Source organism: Streptomyces lothianensis, assembly GCF_047779955.1.
Classification (GTDB): domain Bacteria; phylum Actinomycetota; class Actinomycetes; order Streptomycetales; family Streptomycetaceae; genus Streptomyces.
Genome location: NZ_JBLMKT010000074.1, coordinates 141,663 through 159,823 on the forward strand (window position 1 = coordinate 141,663; position 18,161 = coordinate 159,823).

Consider the following 18,161-nt stretch of genomic DNA (forward strand, 5'->3'; position numbering starts at 1 on the left):
TCGGGTGGATTCCGGATTCATGCGGGCGATGTCAGTGGCGCCTGGTTGAGTTGGGTCGTGGATCGGACAGCGGGGCTGCGTGGGCCTTCGGGCCCAGTCCCGCCAGGTTGAGCAGCAGTGACTTCACATCGGTGGCCCGCAGGGGGCCACCGACGGCGCGGGGGGTGGAGCAGAGGATGAGCGGACCGTCTTGGGGATCGTCGGGGAGCCTGCCGTGGCTCCCGCGAATAGGTGACGGGTCCAGGGGCACGACCGCCATGCGGTAGCGCATGCCGAGTTTCTTGCGTGCCAGGGCCTTGGCTGCCTTGACCTTCACATAGGGGTCGAGGGGGTCCATGAAGAGTTCGACCGGGTCGTAGCCGGGTTTGCGGTGGATCTCGACGAGCTGCGCGAAGTCGGGCGCGCGGTCGTCGTCGAGCCAGTAGTAGTACGTGAACCAGGCATCCGGTTCCGCGAGGGCGACGAGTTCGCCGGCGCGCGGGTGGTCCAGGCCGTGGCTCTTCTTGCCCTCGTCGTCGAGGAGCCGGTCGACGCCTTCCAGGCCGTCCAGGGCTGCCCTGGTGGCGTCGAGGTCCTCCGGGCTGCGCACATAGATGTGCGCGAGCTGGTGGTCGACCACGGCGAAGGCGCGTGAGGCCATGGTGTCGAGGTACTCCATGCCGTCCTGGGTGTGGACGTCGAGGAGGCCCGCCCTGCGCAGGGCGCGGTTGATGTCCACATGGCGGCTGACCCGGGTGATGCCGTACTCGGACAGAGCCACCACAGTGCGCCCTTCGGCCTTCGCTTCGGCCAGGAGCGGGGCCAGGGCGGCGTCGATGTCCCGGGCCGCCTTCAGTGAGCGGGGGTCGTCGGGGCCGAACCGCTGGAGGTCGTAATCGAGGTGAGGGAGGTAGCAGAGCGTCAGATCGGGCCGGCGGGTGCGGATGATGTGGCGGGTCGCGTCGACGATCCACTGCGAGGAGATGAGGTTCGCGCCGGGGCCCCAGAAGGAGAACAGGGGGAAGGTGCCGAATTTCTCGCTGAGTTCATCGTGCAGTGCCGGCGGGCGGGTGTAGCAGTCGGGTTCCTTGCGGCCGTCGGCGTAGTAGACAGGACGGGGGGTGACGATGATGTCGGTGTCCGCGCCCATGGCGTACCACCAGCAGATATTGGCGACGGTGTAGCCGGGGTGCACGCGTCGGGCGGCGTCCCAGAGTTTGTCACCCGCGACCAGGCGGTTGTGCTGGCGCCAGAGCAGCACATCGCCGAGTTCGCGGAAGTACCAGCCGTTGCCGACGATGCCGTGCTCGGACGGAAGGGTGCCGGTGAGGAAGGTGGACTGGGCGGCGCAGGTGACAGCGGGCAGCACGGTGCCGAGGGCGGCCCGGGAGCCCTCTGCGCCCAGCGCCTTCAGATGGGGCATGTGGTCGAGCAGACGGGGGGTGAGGCCCACGACGTCCAGGACGAGCAGCGGGGTGGGGCCGTCCGGCTTCGTGGTGTAGGGGGTGACCGTGTCGCTCATGGCAGCTCCTTGAAGGCGTCGGTCATGGCAGCTCCTTGAGTCCCAGGTCGACGAGGAGATCGCGGGCGAGGGTGAGTTCGGCTGCGATGCCGTCGGCGAGCTGGGCGCGGCCGCGCGGGCGCAGGGCGTCGGGCAGGGCCTGCCAGGTGTACGTCTCCACCTCCAGGTGTCTGGTGCGCGCGACCGGGCCGCCCACGAGTCGGGTCAGTACGTCCTTGAGGACATCGAGAGTGGAGGTGAGAGGCGCGGCGGGTGCCGCGTGCAGCGGGACGTGGAAGTGGGCGCGCCAGGGCGCGGACTCGGGCAGCGCCTGGCCGCCGAGCGCCTCGCCGAGATCGTCGGTGCCGTGCAGGCCCTCGGTGGTCCTGGTACGGGTCTGGTGCAGGAAGCGGGGTTCGTCGAAGGCCGCCAGTGCGGCGCGGACCTCGGGTGTTCGGGGCTGTTCGGCGTGGAGTGCGGCGGACAGCTGGACCTTGGGAAGGGTGATGCGCGCGGCGTCCAGGGCCGCAAACGCTTCCCCGGGATCTTCGAAGGAGGTGGCGAGATGGCAGGTGTCGACGCAGATGCCGATGCGGTCGTGGTCGATGGCGGAGAGCGGCCCGATGGCATCGGAGGTGGTTTCGACGGCGCAGCCGGGTTCGGGTTCGAGGCCGATGCGGATGGAGCGGCCGGTGAGTTCCTCCAGGGCGTCGAGGCGCTCGGCCAGCGTGCGCAGCGCGTCGCGGGCGGCCTTGGTACGCGTGTCGTCATACGGGGTTCGCCAGGCGAGCGGCAGGGTCGAGATGCTGCCTTCGGTGGCATCGTCCGGGAGCAGGGCGGTGAGCAGCCGGGCCAGATCCGTGGTGTGGCTCAGGCGTTCCGGGTCGGCCCAGTCGGGCTTGTACACCCGGTACTTGACCTGTTCGGCGCCGAAGCCCTGGTAGGGGAAGCCGTTGAGGGTGACGACCTCGAGGCCGCGCCGGTCGAGTTCGGTGCGCAGGCCGCGCAGTGCGGCCGGGTCGGCTGTCAGGATGCGTGCGGCATCGCGGGCCAGCCACAGTCCGATGCCGAGGCGGTCGCGGCCGAGCCGTCGGCGGACCGGTTCGCAGTGCTCGCGGAGCTGGGCGAGTACGCCTTCGAGGGTTTCCGCGGGGTGGACGTTGGTGCAGTAGGACAGGTGGATGGTGGAGCCGTCGCGGTGGCGGAAGCGCATGGCTCACTCACCGCCGCGCAGGATCGAGTTGCCCTCGTGGGCGGCGCCGATGTCCGTGACCTCGAGGTCGAGGCGGCCGCTGAGGCCGTAGAAGGCGACGGGGTTGCGCCACAGCACCCGGTCGACCTCGTCCTCGGTGAATCCGGCGGCGAGCATCGCCTCGCCCACCTTGCGGGTCTTGAGCGGATCGCTTCTGCCCCAGTCGGCGGCCGAATTCACCAGGACCTTCTCCGGGCCGTACTCCTTCAGGAGGGCGACCATCCGGTCCTCGTCCATCTTGGTGTCGGGATAGACGGAGAAGCCGAGCCAGCAGCCTGCCTGCTTGGCGTCCTCGACCGTGGTCTCGTTGAGGTGGTCGAGCAGCACCCGCTCGGGCGGGAGCGCGGATTCTCCTACGACGGCGATGGTGCGGTGCAGTCCGGCGAGCTTGTCGCGGTGCGGTGTGTGGACGAGGGCGGGAAGTTCCGCGTCCGCCGCCATCTGCAGCTGTGCCGCGAGGGCGGTGTCCTCGGCGGGGGTCATCGAGTCGTAGCCGATCTCGCCGACGGCGACCACGTTGTCCTTGACGAGATAACGCGGCAGCTGGTCGAGGACGGGGGTGCAGCGGGGATCGTTCGCCTCCTTGGGGTTGAGAGCGATCGTGCAGTGGTGCGCGATCCCGTACTGCGCGGCGCGGAACGGCTCCCAGCCGAGGAGCGCATCGAAGTAGTCGTAGAAGGAGGAAGGAGAGGTACGGGGCTGGCCCAGCCAGAAGGCCGGCTCGACGAGGGCACGGACACCGGCCGCGTACATGGCCTCGTAGTCGTCGGTGGTGCGGGAGGTCATGTGGATGTGGGGGTCGAAGATGCGCATCAGTTCTCCTGGGGGGACGCGGCGGACGCGGCTTGCGCGGGGCCGGCGTCGGCGGCGGGCTCGGCGGCGGCGGGCTCGGCATCGGCGGCGGGAGGCGGGCCGGTGAGCATGAGGAGGCGGTGCAGATCGCCGGGCACGGGGCGTCCCGCGGCGGTGCGTTCGCGCGCGTGGTCGCCGAGCATGCGGGCGAGTTCGGCGTCACCGCGGGCCCGCTCGGCGAGTGCCGAGGCGGCGTCGATGCGCACACCGGTGCACAGGCACTTGAGCACGGCGTGCCGCCAGTCGTGGGCGTCCAGGTGCTCGGCTCCGTACGGGCCGAGTGCGGCGGCGACGAGGGAGGTGTCGTTGGCGCGCAGGGCGTCGTGGACGAGACCGAGTGCCTCGTCGCCGGGGACGAGGCAGGTGAGGGCGTGCAGCACGGCGCGGCGTTCGGCGGCGGTGCCTTGTCCGTAGAGGCGGGTGAGGGTGGCGATGTCGGCGCGGGCGGCGTGCAGGAGGAGCAGCCGGGCGGCGTCGGCGTGGTGGGCGCCGCAGCGTCGACCGGCTTGCGCGAAGCGCAGTTCCCAGGCGGGGACGGGTCCTTCGGTGGTGTCTTCGCGGTGTGCGGCGGCCTCGGCGAGGGCCTGGTCCAGCCAGGTGCGGGCGCTGTCGTCCAGGGCGGTTTCGAGGCGGGCGCGGAGCGCGGCCGGGGACGGGGTGCGGGTCATGGCCTGCCTCCTTCGGCGCGCCGGGGGTGGGCGGGTTCAAAGGGGGCTCCGTAGGCAGTTCCGTTCGGAGCCCGGGGCGGGGGCGCGGTCTGTGTCCGGGGCGCGTGAGGTGCGGAGGCGTTCGCGGCTCGGCGGAGAAACGCGAGGGAGTCCTCGGCCAGCTGCGGGCCCGCGTGGGAGTGGCGGGGAAGTTCGACGACGGTGAGGCCCCGGTAGCCGGTGGTGGCAAGGGCTTCGAGAACGGGCGGGAAGTCGATCTCGCCGTGTCCGAAAGGAAGGTGCTCATGGACGCCGCGGCGCATGTCCTCGATCTGCACATGCCGCAGCCAGGGCGCGGCATCGCGCACGCAGTCGGCGGGCGGCGTGGGTTCGAGGCACTGGCAGTGGCCGATGTCGAGGGTGAGGCCGAGCGCGGCCGGCTCGCCGAGGCTGGTGCGGAGCCGGTGGAAGTCGGCCATGCGGGCCAGCAGGTGGCCGGGCTCGGGTTCGATGGCGAGCGGTGTGCCCGCCGCCTCGGCGGCCTCGAGGACGGGCGTGATCGCCTCGGTGAGCCGCTGCCATGCGGTGTCGTCCGGGGTCGAGTCGGGCTTGATGCCGCTGAAGCAGTGCACGGCGTGGGCGCCGAGGTCGGCGGCGACGCGCACGGCTCGGATCAGCAGCCCCATGCGGGCGGCCCGTTGGCCCGGGTCCGGATCGAGCAGGGAGGGGCCGTGCTTGCAGCGCGGGTCGAGTACATAGCGGGCGCCGGTCTCGACGGTCGCCGTCAGGCCGAGCCGGGAGAGCCGGCGGGCCACGCGTCGTGTGCGGGCCGCGAGCTCAGGGGCCATGGGGTCGAGGTGCATGTGGTCGAGGGTCAGGCCGACGCCCTCGTAGCCGAGGTCGGCGAGCAGCCCCAGGGCGTCGTCCAGGCGGAGGTCCGTCAGACCGTTGGTGCCGTATCCGAATCGGAGGCTCATGTGATGCTCACCTTCCGTGCGAAGCTCCGGGCGAAGGGCACGAGGGCAGCAGTGAGCAGCGCGACGCCGGGGCGCCCGGAGCGGGCGGCGAGGGCCGCCTGGAGCGGGATCATGGCGCGGATCCCGCCGCCCACGGCGCGCTGGGTGAGCTGGGGCGAGGGGTTGAGGGCGGCGTGGAAGAGGGGCTGTGCGGCGGTGCGGGCGTATGCGGCGCCGAGCACGGCGCGCAGGCTGGTCGCCGCGCTGGGGCCCGGTGGCCCGAGGGCGGTGGTGATGGCCCGGCCCGCCGTGAGTCCGTCGGGGCCGCGTGGTGCCGCTGCGTCACGGCGGCCTGGCTCGGCGCCGAGTCCGTCCGACGGCCTACGTTCCGCGCCACGTGGTCCGGTACCTGCCCCAGGCGTCCGGTCGTGTACGAGCGTGCGGAACAGTACGGCGGTCACCGCGAGGCCCGCCGACGGGGCAAAGGGCGAGCCACCTTCCGCCTCGCGGCGGGAGACAGCGGTGACGGAGCAGGTGTGGGCCCCGAGAAGGGCCGCGGAGGGCAGGGCCGGGCGGATCCGGCCCGTGGTGACGACCGCGCCGAGGAGGAGGTCGAGGGAGCGGGCGACTGCCATGGTGAGCGGGGCCGCGGGGGTGTTCTTCAGCGCCACGTCGTACGCCCACACCGTGCCGGCCAGCGCACCCGCGACGGTCAGCGCACGCCGCCCGGCGAGGGCCGCGAGGCCGAGCCCGGCTGCGGTCAGCCCGGTGGCGGCGGTGAGCGCGGCGACGGGCGTGATACGGCCCGAAGGGAGCGGACGGTGGGGGCGTTCGACAGCGTCGACGTGGCGGTCGGCCCAGTCGTTGAGGGCCATGCCGGCCTCGTACAGACACAGGGAGGAGGTGATGGCGAGGAGTGTCCGTGCGCGGGGGCGCGCTCCGCTCGCGGCGGCACCGGCGAGGGCATCACCGGGAAGGGTGAACAGGGCCGGTACTCGCAGGAGTTCGGCCCAGTCGCTCACGCGGGCCCGGGACTGCGCTGGTGGTACTGGTTCAAGGGACCGCAGCGCCTCCCCACCTGCCAAGGTCACCAGGGGTGCCGGGTTTGCCAGGCGATTCGTGGCGCCGGTCATCGGGTGGTCCGCAGTTGTTCGGCGAAGGACAGGAGTTCCGTGAACTGTTCGCCCAGACAGGAGGTGGCGCCGTCCGGGTCCTTGAAATAGAAGCCGAGTTCGGGGCGCGGGCCCTTCAGGCCCGCCTGCCGGGCGCGTACGAGCAGCCGGGCGAGGTCCAGGACCAGGGGCGCGGCGAGTGCGGAGTCGCAGCCCTGCCAGATCGTCTGCAGGACCATGCGTGAGCCGAGGAATCCGTCGAACGCGATGTGGTCCCAGGCCGTCTTCCAGTCGCCGAGCGCGGGCACATCGTCGATGTGCACCTCGCCCTGCGGTGCGGTGCCGAGCACATCTGCGAGGACGCGCTCCTTGCCCGCGTTCTTCGCCGCGGCGGCCGCCGGGTCGGCGAGTGCCGCGCCGTCACCGCCGCCGAGGAGGTTCGCACCGGACCAGGCCCGCACGTCCAGGGCGCGCTGCAGGAACATCGGAGCAAGTACGGAACGCAGCAGCGTCTGGCCGGTCTTCCCGTCGCGGCCCGCCCAGGTGAGCCCGGATGCGGCGGCGGTGCGCGACACGGTGGGGTGATGTATCCCGGTGGAGGGGGTGAAGTTGACGTAGGGGCAGTCGGCTCGCAGAGCAGCGGCCGCATACAGCGAGCTGGCCGGCAGCCGCGCGGCGCCGCCAGCGGCGGCCGAGGGCGGGGTCGGGGTCGCATCGGCGCCGGAGTCGGGGCCGGGCAGGGGTTCTGTCGAGGCGACGTTCACCACGACCGCCCCGGCAAGCCCACGGCGCCGTACGAAGTCGGTGATGTCGGCGGCGAAGGCGGAGATCAGCTGCTCGTCGGAGCGGGCCTCGCCGGGCAGCGGGCCGCCGGGGCGTATCTCGGCGTCCGCGGCGGCGAGTTCGGCGCCTACCGCGGTCGGCAGGCCGTGCGGCAGCACACCTCCCGCGGCGAGGTGTTCGGCGCGCTTGGGCAGGGGGCAGCTCGCGGTGTCATGGCCGCCGAACACCAGTGAGCCCAGGGACGGCAGCCCGCAGCCGGCGAAGGCCTCCGTCTCGGTGACCATGCCGGTCGCCGGGTGCAGCCCGGCGGCGACGGCCGCCGCGCCGGCCACGACAGTCGTGGCGACCGAGCCCCGGGCTCCGATGAGCCACACCCCCACTCCGGGTGCGCTGGACGGCTGCCGGGCGGATGCGGACGTGGACACAGGGAGCCTCCTGTCGTGCACGGACCAATGCCGGAAGATGCCGGAAGACGCCGGTTGTGCGGACCGGGCCCGGCCGCCCCCGTGATCAATTCGAGGGCAGCCGGTCCGGCCGGGACCTGCCGGCTCGCTCCCCGCAGGGGGAGAGCGAGGGCAGGCCCGAGGCGTCGGGCGGAGGTCCGGCGTCCGCCGCCCGGCGCCGCTCTCAGGCGCCCGGTGGGCGCAGCTGCTTGAGCTGGATGTCGCGGAAGGAGACCTGGTCGGCCGAGCCGTGGTTCTGCAGGCCGATGTAGCCGTCAGTCAGGCTCCGCTCGGGGTCCTCGTTGGTGAAGTCGTTGATCTTGACTCCGTTGAGGAACACCTGGAGGCGCTCTCCCTGGACCCGGATCTCGTAGGTGTTCCACTCCCCCGGCGGCCGCAGGGCCTTGTCACGGGCCTCGATGTCCGCCGACTGGAAGGAGTAGACCGCGCCGGTGGTGCGGTCCGGTGCGTCGGTGGCGTCGATCTGGATCTCGTAGCCCTTGTGCACCGCGGACCAGGGGTCGTCGGAGGCCGGGAAGCCGACGAAGACCCCGGAGTTGTCGTCACCCTCCATCTTCCAGTCGAGCTTCAGGGAGTACGCGTTGAGCTCCTTGGCCTGGTACCAGAGCAGCCCCATGCCGCCCTCGGTCTCCATGACGCCGTCGTTGACGACGAACCGGCCGGGACCGGCCTGCTTCCAGCCTTCGAGGGTCTCGCCGTTGAAGATGTCCCGGTAGCCCTTGTCCGGCTTGCAGTCCGCGTTGACCTGGCCGGAGGCGTATCGCAGACCGCCGAGCAGGTGACCGCGGAAGGCCTCGTCGGCGTATGACTCCTCGGTGTGGCCGCCGCCCGTGTAGAAGGAACGGCCGCCGCCGTAGCTCTGGCACCAGGCGATCGGGTGGTCGCCCTTCATGGTGCCGCCGGAGTAGGTCGTCTCGTCGAGGGTGGCGAGGATCTTCGCCGTGCCGCGCGGATTGGTGCGGTAGTTGTACCACTCGTCCGTGCGCTCCCAGGTCTCGTCCAGGTGCTCGGTGGCCGGGTGCTCGTGGTCCTCGACGCGGACGGTGGCCTGCTGGATGGCCGGGTGCGACTCGAAGTAGGCGCCGGCGAGGCCGCCGTAGAACTCCCAGTCGTACTCGGTGTCGGCGGCCGCGTGGATGCCCATGTAGCCGCCGCCGTCCGCCACGTAGTCCTCGAACGCCTTCTGCTGCTCGGCGTTCAGGACGTCACCCGTGGTGGACAGGAAGACCACCGCGTCGTACTTGGCGAGGTTCGCGGTGCTGAACTGCTTGGCCTCCTCGGTCGCGTCGACCGTGATGTTCGACGATGTGCCCAGCTCCTTCAGGGCGGCGATGCCCGCCGGGATGGAGCCGTGCCGGTAGCCGGCGGTCTTGGAGAAGACCAGGACCCGCTTGCCGCCCTTGTACGGCTCGTCGGAGAACTCGAAGTCGTCCACGTCGTACAGCGCGCCGTCGACGCCCTTGAAGACCAGGTAGATCTCGGTGGTCCGGCCGGGCAGGCCGCGGAGCGGCACCTCGATGTCCTGGAAGGTCTCCCAGCTGCCGGTCGGCGGGATGTACGCGGAGCCGTGCAGCTTGCCGGTGGGCGATCCGGTGCGCAGTTCGATGAAGCCGCCCGCGCCGCCGGAGGAGGCTCGTACGGTCATCTTCTTCTGGCCGGAGAACCGGTAGGGGCTGAAGGAGATCCAGTCGCCGTCGTCGATGTCACCGACGGTCCGGCCGCCGTGGGCGGCGTCCTTCTCGTACGTCCGGATGCCGGACTGCGTGGTGAAGTGCTCGGCCTGGCGGTGCAGCGGCTGGACCACGGCGCGTGCCGTGCCGGTCAGTTCCTCCTGGCCGTTCGCGCCGCCGTCGGTGTACGAGGCGCCGACGACACCGTAGATGTTGGCGTTCGGGTCGTGTCCGCCGTCACCCTCCGGCGGCCTGAGGGTGCCTTCGCAGCCCGTTTCGCTGGTCAGTTCGTGGGCGTGGGAGTCGTGTCCGAGGCTGTAGGCGACCTTGACCCTGGAGCAGTCGATGGTCTCCTCGGGGTCGGTGACCGTCACCTTGAACGGGATGGGCGTGCCGAACGAGGCCATGCTGCCGTTGCCGGGGACCTCGATCTTCACGGTGGGCGCGGTGTTGCCGACCACGATCCGGGAGTTGGCGCTGCCGGTGTTGCCCTCGGGGTCGGTGGCCGTGAAGGTCACGTTGTAGGTGCCGGCCTTCTTGTACTGGTGGGTGGCGGTGGGGCCTTCGGCCGTGGTGCCGTCGCCGAAATCCCAGGCGTAGGTGAGCTCGGTGGAGTCGGCGTCGGTGGCGGAGCCGGTGAAGTCGACCTTGAGGCCCACGGCCCCGGAGGTCTTGTCGGCGCGGACCTCGGCGAGCGGCGAGAAGCCGTCCTCGGCGTTCTCGATCCGGTAGAGCGCGGAGTGCTCGTCGCCCTGGAACCAGGAGACGCCGTAGTCGAGGACGTAAAGCGCGCCGTCGGGGCCGAACTCCATGTCCATGATCTGGGTACCGTTCCACGGGAGGTTCTTGATCTCCTTGACCGAACCGTCCTCGTTCTGCGAGATCGGCTTGATCCAGCGGCGGCCGAACTCACCGGCGAAGAAGTCTCCGTCGTACGACTCGGGGAACTTGACGCTGGAGTCGAGCTCCGGGTCGTAGTGGTAGACCGGACCGGCCATCGGGGACTCGGAGCCGCTGCCGAACTCGGGGAGGCTGCCGCCGTCGTACGGGATCCACGCGGGCTGCGCGGGCGGCAGCTCGGTGAGGCCGGTGTTGTGCGGCGAGGTGTTCCTCAGGTTTGCGCAGTCGAACTTCTCGCCGGACTCCTTCGTGGCGAAGTCGTAGTCCACGTAGGCATCGTTGTCGCCGGTGCAGAACGGCCAGCCGAAGTTGCCGGCCTGCGTGACGCGGGCGAACTCGACCTGCCCGGCGGGTCCACGGCTCTCGGACGCGGTGCCCGCGTCCGGTCCGTACTCGCCGACGTACACGATGCCGGTCGCCTGGTCGACGCTCATCCGGAACGGGTTGCGGAAGCCCATCGCGTAGATCTCGGGGCGGGTCTGCTCCGTGCCCGGGGCGAAGAGATTGCCCTCCGGGACGGTGTACGAACCGTCCTCGGCGACCTTGATGCGGAGGATCTTGCCGCGCAGGTCGTTGGTGTTGCCGGAGCTGCGGCGGGCGTCGAAGGCGGGGTTGCGGCCCTCGCGCTCGTCGATCGGCGTGTAGCCCTCTGAGGCGAAGGGGTTGGTGTCGTCGCCGGTCGACAGGTACAGGTTGCCCTGGGCGTCGAAGTCGATGTCGCCGCCGACGTGGCAGCAGATCCCGCGCGAGGCCGGGACGTCGATGACCTTCTGCTCACTGGCCATGTCGAGCGTGCCGTTGGAGTTGAGGACGAAGCGGGACAGGCGGTTCACGCCGTCGAACTCTGCGAAGTCCTCGGAGGTGCCGGTCTCCGGGGCATCGCCCGCGGGGGTGTCGAGCGGCGGGGCGTAGTACAGGTAGATCGCCCGGTTGTCCGCGAAGTCCGGGTCCGCGGCGACGCCCTGCAGGCCTTCCTCGTCGTGGCTGTAGACGTCGAGCTTGCCGACGATCTTCGTGACGCCGGCCTGGTCGGTCAGGCGCAGCGTGCCGTCGCGCGAGGTGTGCAGGACGCTGCGGTCCGGCAGAACGGACAGCGACATGGGCTCGCCGGTCTCGGGCTCGCCCTTGGCCAGCGGCACCTGTTGGAACCGGCCTTCGGCGGCCGCCGAAGGCTCCGGGGCCTCTGCGGCGCCGGCGAGGGTCGCCGGGGCACTCACGGTGAGGATCAGGCCGGTGAACAGGGCGAGGGTGCCACGGAGTCCACGGCGTTTTTTGACTCGGGGAGCCCGAGAACTGAGAACTCTGCTTCTGTGCACGAAGTCCCTCCGGGAAACGGAATGGGCCGTACGGAACGGGTGCAGTGACGTGCTGCGTGCGGTACGGGCGCCGGGGTGCGCCGTCACCCCGGGGTGGTTCTGGCCTGTACGTGTCAGGGACCGTAGCCGGGTTCGTCCTCTTCCGATAGATGGTGTGCAGCAAGGAAGTTGAACTTCTTCCTGCACCAGGACAAAGAGGTTTCCGGGCATGCGGGGGCGGGGCGGGGCGCCTCGTCGGTGCCCGGCCCCGTCGCCCGCCCACCGGTGCGGACGCACAGCCCCCGAGACCTCCCACCGGTGCGGACGCAGTGCCTGGCGGTCTCCCGCCGGACTGCTCAGTCGCCCCCGAAGGCCGCGTCGAAGGAGGCCGTCGGCAGCTCGTAGTCATACGCCCTGAGCTTGGCCAGCGCCTCCGGAGCGCCCCGCAGGCGGTCCATCCCGGCGTCCTCCCATTCGACCGAGATCGGTCCCTCGTACTTGATGGAGTTGAGCATCCGGAAGACGTCCTCCCAGGGCACGTCGCCGTGGCCCGCGGAGACGAAGTCCCATCCGCGCCGCGGATCGCCCCAGGGCAGATGCGAGCCGAGCCGCCCGTTGCGGCCGTCCAGGCGGCACCGGGCCTCCTTGCAGTCCACGTGGTAGATGCGGTCGCGGAAGTCGTACAGGAAACCGACCGGGTCGAGGTCCTGCCAGACGAAATGCGAGGGGTCGAAGTTCAGGCCGAAGGCCGGCCGGTGCTCCACGGCCTCCAGGGCCCGGACGGTCGTCCAGTAGTCGTACGCGATCTCGCTGGGGTGCACCTCGTGGGCGAAGCGCACGCCCTCGGCGTCGAAGACGTCGAGGATCGGGTTCCAGCGCTCGGCGAAGTCCTCGTAGCCGCGTTCGATCATCGACTCCGGTGCCGGCGGGAACATGGCGACCAGATGCCAGATCGAGGAGCCGGTGAAGCCGATCACCGTGTCGACGCCGAAGGCCGCGGCGGCCCGTGCGGTGTCGGCGATCTCGGCGGCGGCCCGCCGTCGCACGCCTTCGCTCTCGCCGTGGCCCCAGATCCGTGCGGGCAGGATCGCCTGGTGCCGCTCGTCGATGATGGCATCGCAGACGGCCTGGCCGACGAGGTGGTTGGAGATGGCGAAGCACTTCAGGCCGTACTTCTCCAGGAGCTGGTGGCGCCCCTTGAGGTATGCGGGATCGGCAAGCGCCTTGTCGACCTCGAAATGGTCGCCCCAGCAGGCGAGTTCGAGGCCGTCGTAGCCGAAGTCGCGGGCGTGCGCGCAGACCTCCTCGAGTGGCAGGTCGGCCCACTGGCCGGTGAACAGGGTGAAGGGACGCGTCATGTCCGGACCTCCTCGGCCGGTCGGTGTGTGGTCATGTCCGGCCCTCCCGCGCGGACACGGTCGCGGGTACGGGCGCGGGCGCGGGTACGGGCGCGGGCGCGGGTACGGCCGCGGCTGCGGTCGTGGTCGTGGTCTCCTGCGCGGCCACGACGGTGAACGCGGAGTTCGTCGCCGCGCTCTCCTCGACCGCCGCAAGCACCCGCTGCACCTGCAGACCGTCCGCGAAGGACGGCGCGGGCGCGTTGCCGGAGGCGATGGCGTGCACGAGGTCACGGGCCTGGTGGGCGAAGGTGTGCTCGTAGCCGAGGCCGTGGCCGGGCGGCCACCAGGCCTCCAGGTAGGGGTGTTCGGGTTCGGTGACGAGGATGCGGCGGAAGCCGGCCGAGCCCGCGGGCAGGGTGTGGTCGTGGAACTCCAGCTCGTTGAGCCGTTCCAGGTCGAAGGCGATCGAGCCCTGTGCGCCGTTGAGTTCGAGCCGCAGCGCGTTCTTGCGGCCGGTCGCGAACCGGGTCGCCTCGAAGGAGGCGAGCGCCCCGTCCGCGAACCGCGCGGTGAACAGCGCGGCATCGTCCACCGTGACCTGTCCGCGCTCTGCGGATGCGGTGGCGGAGAGCCCGGCCGACGCCCCCGCGGGCAACGGCCTTTCGCGGATGAAGGTTTCGGTGATCGCCGATACCCCCGTGATCTGCGATCCGGTGACGTGCTGGGCGAGGTCCACGATGTGCGCGCCGAGGTCGCCGAGCGCCCCCGAGCCGGCGTGTTCGCGCTCCAGGCGCCAAGTCAGCGGGAAGGCGGGGTCGACCAGCCAGTCCTGCAGATACGTCACCCGTACGTGGTGGATGGCGCCGATCCTGCCCTCGGCGACCATCTGCCGCGCGAGTGCGAGCGCGGGCACCCTGCGGTAGTTGAAGCCGACCATCGCGAGCTGTCCGCGGGCTGCGGCCCGTTCGGCGGCCGCCAGCATGGCCTCGGCCTCCTCGACCGTGTTGGCCAGGGGCTTCTCGCACAGCACGTGCTTGCCGGCGTCGAGGGCCGCGATGGCGATCTCCGCGTGCCTGTCGCCCGGGGTGCAGATGTCGACGAGCTGTACGTCCTCTCGGTGGATGAGGTCACGCCAGTCGGTCTCGGCGGCGGCCCAGCCGTGCTTGTCCGCGGCCGCCCGTACCGCCTCGGGATCCCTGCCGCAGATCGCCGCGAGCCGGGGGGTGAGGGGCAGGTCGAAGACCCGGCCCGCGGTGCGCCACCCCTGGGAGTGGGCGGCGCCCATGAAGGCGTAGCCGACCATGCCCACACCGAGCCCGTCGGCGGGCTCGTGCTTGTCCTGCGCGTCCTCCATACAGCCTTCCTCCTCGTCGGCGTGCGGCGCGGCAGACCCCGTATCAGCCGCCGTCCTCCGCATCACTTGAAGCCGGTGGGCTTGTACTGGGCTACGTTCGCCTTGTCGACGACGGCCGAGTACAAGGTGACCGAGGACGGGATCTCGAATTCGGCCATCCCGCCGATGCCCTTGCCCTGGCCGAGCGCCCGCGCCAGGTCGATCGCCGATGCGGCCATCGTCGGCGGGTAGAGGACCGTGGCCTTGAGGACGCTGTTGTCGCTCTCGATGGCCTCCATGGCGCTGAGCGCACCCGCTCCGCCGACCATCAGGAAGTCGTCACGGCCCGCCTGCTTGATGGCCTGCAGCGCGCCGACGCCCTGGTCGTCGTCGTGGTTCCACAGCGCGTCGAAGCTCTGCTGCGCCTGCAGCAGCGCGGCCATCTTGGCCTGCCCGGACTCGACGGTGAACTCGGCTGCCTGTCGGGCCACCTTCTTGATGTTCGGATAGTTCTTCAGGGCATCGTCGAAGCCCTGCGTACGCTGCTGGGTGAGCTCCAGGTTGTCGATGCCCGCGAGCTCGACGACCGTGGCGTTCTCCTTGTCCTTGAGCTTCTCGCCGATGTAGTGCCCGGCGTTGAGGCCCATGCCGTAGTTGTCGCCGCCGATCCAGCAGCGGTAGGCCTGTGGCGAGGAGAAGACGCGGTCGAGGTTGACGACCGGGATGCCGGCCCGCATGGCCTTCAGGCCGGCCTGTGTCATGGCCTTGCCGTCGGCCGGCAGGATCACCAGGACGTCGACCTTCTTGTTGATCAGCGAGTCGATCTGGCCGATCTGGGCGGCCGCGTCGTTGGAGCCCTCGGTGATGTCGAGTGTGACGTCGGGGTACTTCTCGGCGCGGCTGCGTGCGTTGTCGTTGATCGCGTTGAGCCAGCCGTGGTCGGCCTGGGGTCCGGCGAAGCCGATGGTGACGGCCTTGCCGGGCTTGTCGTCGGCGGGGGCGTCGGAAGTCTTGTCGTTGTCGGCGGACTCGCCGCTGGGCTCGTTGCTGGTGCACGCGGTGAGGAAGGCACCGGTGGAGACGGCGGCGGCTCCGAAGAGCAGCCCTCTGCGGCTGGCGAACTCTGGCATGACGGACCCTTCGGTGGGTGGGGTACGGGAGGGAACAGGGGTACGGGGAGGGAACAGCGGATGGGTGCCGGGGGGCGGCGCGCTCGGGTGCCGGGGGGGCGGCGCGCTTGGGTGCGGGACGGCGACCCCGCGCGGCATTAGGTGGTCTGGTTGCGCGAGGTGCGGTGCTGCACCAGGACGGCGGCGACGATGATCGCGCCCTTGGCGATCTGCTGGGTCGCCGTCTCCAGGTTGTTGAGGATGAAGATGTTGGTGATCGTCTGGAAGATCAGCACCCCGAGCACGGCGCCGACGATCGTGCCGCGGCCGCCGCTGAGCAGGGTGCCGCCGATGATGCACGCGGCGATGGCGTCGAGTTCGTAGAGGTTGCCGTTGGTGTTCTGGCCGGAGCCGGAGAGCACGATCAGCATGAACGCGGCGATGCCGCAGCACAGTCCGGAGAGCAGATAGACGTACAGCCGCTGCCGCCGGACGTCGATGCCGGCGAGCCGCGCCGCCTCGTCGTTGCCGCCGACGGCGACCGTGCGGCGCCCGAACGTGGTGCGGTTGAGCACCAGCCAGCCGATGACCGCGACCCCCGCGAAGATCAGCACGAGCGGTGGGATGCCCAGGATGTAGGCGTCCTTGTAGCCGAGTTCGAGGACTGACTGGACGCTGACCGTCTGGGTGTTGCCGCCGGTGATCTGCAGGGCGAAGCCGCGCGCGGAGGCGAGCATCGCGAGGGTGGCGATGAACGGGACCATGCCGCCGAAGGAGATCAGCACCCCGTTGACGAGTCCGCAGCCGAGCCCGACGAGGACCGCGGTGAACAGGATGCCCCAGAAGCCGAACTCCTGGGTGGCCACGGTCGTCGCCCACACCGAGGCGAGCGCCACGATCGCGCCGACCGACAGGTCGATGCCGCCGCTGATGATCACGAAGGTCATGCCGACGGTGACCACGCCGATGACCGAGGCCTGGGTCAGCACCAGTTGCAGATTGCTGACCTCCAGGAAGGTGTCCGGCTTGGTGATGCCGCCGACGGTGATCAGCACGGCCAGCACGCCGACCAGGGACAGCGTGCGCACATCGGCGCGGAGGAACGCGATCGGCCCGGCGCCCTTCCTCCCGGGCGTCTTGGGTGCGGCGAGCACAGTCGGGGCCTTGGGGCCTTCCTGTTCCGCCTTCGGGGCGGGGCTTGTCATGTCGCCGGGCTCCCTTCCATCACAAGATCGAGTACGCGGTGTTCGTCGAGCTCCCGCGCGGGCGCCTCGTGCACCACGTGCCCTTCGCGCAGGACGAGCACCCGGTCGGCGAGACCGAGCACTTCGGGGACTTCACTGGAGACGAGCAGCACGCCGAGGCCCTCGTCGGCGAGCCGCCGGATGACGGCGTACAGCTCGGCACGAGCGCCGACGTCGACGCCGCGGGTGGGTTCGTCGAGCAGCAGCACCTTGCAGCCGCGCAGCAGCCAGCGGGCGAGTACCGCCTTCTGCTGGTTGCCGCCGGAGAGAGTGCGTACGGGCACGTCCGGGTTGTCGGGGCGCAGCGACAGCTCCCGTACGGCCCGCCGCGCGGCAAGGTGCTCGGCGCGCCGGTCGAGCCAGCCGCCGCGGGCGTAGCGGGACATGGAGGAGACGGAGACGTTGCGCGTGACGGATTCCAGCATCAGGAGCGCCTGGTGTTTGCGTTCCTCGGGCGCGAGTCCGAGTCCGGCGCGTACGGCGGCCCGTACGCTGCCGGGCTTGAGTTCCCGGCCGTCGACGAACACCCGGCCCGCGGCGGCCTTCCTGGCGCCGAAGACGGTCTCCAGGATCTCCGAGCGCCCCGATCCGACGAGGCCGGCCAGGCCGACGATCTCGCCGGGCCGTACCTCCAGGTCGAGTGGCGCGAACTCGCCCTTGCGCGTGAGGCCTTCGGCCCTCAGGAGCGCGTTGCCGACGGCCGGTTCGGCCGGCCGTTCGGGGAAAACGTACTCCACGTTGCGTCCGGTCATGAGGGAGACGACCTCGCTGGTGGGCGTGGTCCTCGCGGGCAGTCCGCCCGCGACGGCCCGACCGTCCTTGAGCACCGTGACCCGGTCGCCGATCCGCCGGATCTCCTCCAGGCGGTGCGAAATGTAGACGACGGCGACACCGTCCGCGGTCAGGTCGCCGACGATGCGGAAGAGGTTCTCCACCTCGTCCGGGTCGAGGGCGGCGGAGGGCTCGTCCATCACGATCAGGCGCACTTCGTGGGACAGCGCCCGCGCCATCGAGACGATCTGCTGGTGTGCGGCCGAGAGCTCGCCGACGAGGGTGCCCGGGTGGATCTCCGGGTGGCCCAGCCGCTTGAGCAGCCACCCGGCCCGCTCCCTGGCCTCCCGGCCGCGTACGACGAAGCCGGCACCGGTCGGCTCGTGGCCGAGGAAGACGTTCTCGGCCACGGAGAGGTGGGTGACGAGGTCGAGTTCCTGGTAGATCGTGGCGATCCCGCGGCGCATCGCCGCGATCGGCGAGCGCAGCGTGACCCGCTCGCCCTGCCAGTGGATCGTGCCGCCGTCGGGCTGGTGCACCCCGGCGAGCACCTTGATCAGGGTGGACTTGCCCGCGCCGTTCTGCCCGAGCAGACAGTGCACCTCGCCGGGCAGCACGTCGAGGGCGACGCCGTCCAGCGCGCGGACGCCGGGAAAGGACTTGGCGATGCCGTCCATCGTCAGCAGGGGCGGCTCAGGTGCTCGGTCTTGCGCTGGTGCCATGACGGTTTCCCCCTCGGCGGGTGCGATTCCTTGCCGGTGAGCGGGCAGGGCGGGGCCGCGCGTCGTACCGGGCGCGGTCCGGATGGGGCGGGCTCCGCCGGCCGCCGGGTGCGGACGGCCGCGCGTGTACTGGGTGCGCGTGTACTGGGTGCGCGTGTACTGGGTGCGCGTGTAGTGGGTGCGCGTGTAGTGGGTGCGCGTGTAGTGGGTGCGCGTGTCGTACGGGCGGAT

13 protein-coding genes are annotated in these 18,161 nt (G+C 70.9%); all 13 read right to left on the minus strand.

What is annotated here, in order from left to right; translation table 11 throughout:
• Window positions 1–31 precede the first annotated feature (31 nt).
• Window positions 32–1,501 carry an alkaline phosphatase family protein gene (locus ACLF6P_RS26390; RefSeq protein WP_415953547.1) on the minus strand — a complete coding sequence of 490 codons (1,470 nt, stop codon included), beginning with the start codon at window positions 1,499–1,501 and terminating at the stop codon, window positions 32–34.
• A gap of 22 nt (window positions 1,502–1,523) precedes the next feature.
• Window positions 1,524–2,693: a metabolite traffic protein EboE gene (gene eboE, locus ACLF6P_RS26395; protein WP_415953549.1), complete on the minus strand. Its 1,170-nt coding sequence runs from the start codon at window positions 2,691–2,693 to the stop codon at window positions 1,524–1,526.
• A gap of 3 nt (window positions 2,694–2,696) precedes the next feature.
• A complete protein-coding gene (locus tag ACLF6P_RS26400) occupies window positions 2,697–3,545 on the minus strand; it encodes a TatD family hydrolase (protein WP_415953550.1) in 849 nt (282 codons plus the stop codon).
• Complete coding sequence (locus tag ACLF6P_RS26405; protein ID WP_415953551.1) at window positions 3,545–4,252, minus strand: EboA domain-containing protein; 708 nt, start codon at window positions 4,250–4,252, stop codon at window positions 3,545–3,547. The genes ACLF6P_RS26400 and ACLF6P_RS26405 overlap by 1 nt, the downstream gene beginning before the upstream one ends.
• Window positions 4,249–5,208, minus strand: coding sequence for a sugar phosphate isomerase/epimerase family protein (locus ACLF6P_RS26410; RefSeq protein WP_415953553.1), 960 nt, complete (start codon window positions 5,206–5,208; stop codon window positions 4,249–4,251). Before ACLF6P_RS26410 ends, ACLF6P_RS26405 begins: the two co-directional genes overlap by 4 nt.
• Entirely contained in the window at window positions 5,205–6,320 is a 1,116-nt protein-coding gene (locus ACLF6P_RS26415) for an SCO3242 family prenyltransferase (protein ID WP_415953555.1), read from the minus strand. The genes ACLF6P_RS26410 and ACLF6P_RS26415 overlap by 4 nt, the downstream gene beginning before the upstream one ends.
• Window positions 6,317–7,507 carry an inositol-3-phosphate synthase gene (locus ACLF6P_RS26420; protein ID WP_415953556.1) on the minus strand — a complete coding sequence of 397 codons (1,191 nt, stop codon included), beginning with the start codon at window positions 7,505–7,507 and terminating at the stop codon, window positions 6,317–6,319. The genes ACLF6P_RS26415 and ACLF6P_RS26420 overlap by 4 nt, the downstream gene beginning before the upstream one ends.
• Before the next feature lie 202 nt (window positions 7,508–7,709).
• A complete protein-coding gene (locus ACLF6P_RS26425; RefSeq protein ID WP_415953557.1) occupies window positions 7,710–11,432 on the minus strand; it encodes a ThuA domain-containing protein in 3,723 nt (1,240 codons plus the stop codon).
• Window positions 11,433–11,767: 335 nt separating this feature from the next.
• Window positions 11,768–12,769, minus strand: a complete 1,002-nt coding sequence (locus tag ACLF6P_RS26430) for a sugar phosphate isomerase/epimerase family protein (protein ID WP_415953559.1) — start codon at window positions 12,767–12,769, stop codon at window positions 11,768–11,770.
• A 31-nt stretch (window positions 12,770–12,800) separates the two neighbouring features.
• Window positions 12,801–14,105 carry a Gfo/Idh/MocA family protein gene (locus tag ACLF6P_RS26435; RefSeq protein WP_415953561.1) on the minus strand — a complete coding sequence of 435 codons (1,305 nt, stop codon included), beginning with the start codon at window positions 14,103–14,105 and terminating at the stop codon, window positions 12,801–12,803.
• Between the two features lie 62 nt (window positions 14,106–14,167).
• Window positions 14,168–15,214 carry a substrate-binding domain-containing protein gene (locus ACLF6P_RS26440; RefSeq protein ID WP_415953563.1) on the minus strand — a complete coding sequence of 349 codons (1,047 nt, stop codon included), beginning with the start codon at window positions 15,212–15,214 and terminating at the stop codon, window positions 14,168–14,170.
• A 137-nt stretch (window positions 15,215–15,351) separates the two neighbouring features.
• Window positions 15,352–16,398 (minus strand): ABC transporter permease, encoded by a 1,047-nt coding sequence (locus ACLF6P_RS26445; RefSeq protein ID WP_415953565.1) that lies wholly within the window; start codon window positions 16,396–16,398, stop codon window positions 15,352–15,354.
• On the minus strand, window positions 16,395–17,885 hold the full coding sequence (locus ACLF6P_RS26450) for a sugar ABC transporter ATP-binding protein (protein ID WP_415953775.1): 1,491 nt from the start codon (window positions 17,883–17,885) through the stop codon (window positions 16,395–16,397). Before ACLF6P_RS26450 ends, ACLF6P_RS26445 begins: the two co-directional genes overlap by 4 nt.
• Window positions 17,886–18,161: the final 276 nt, after the last annotated feature.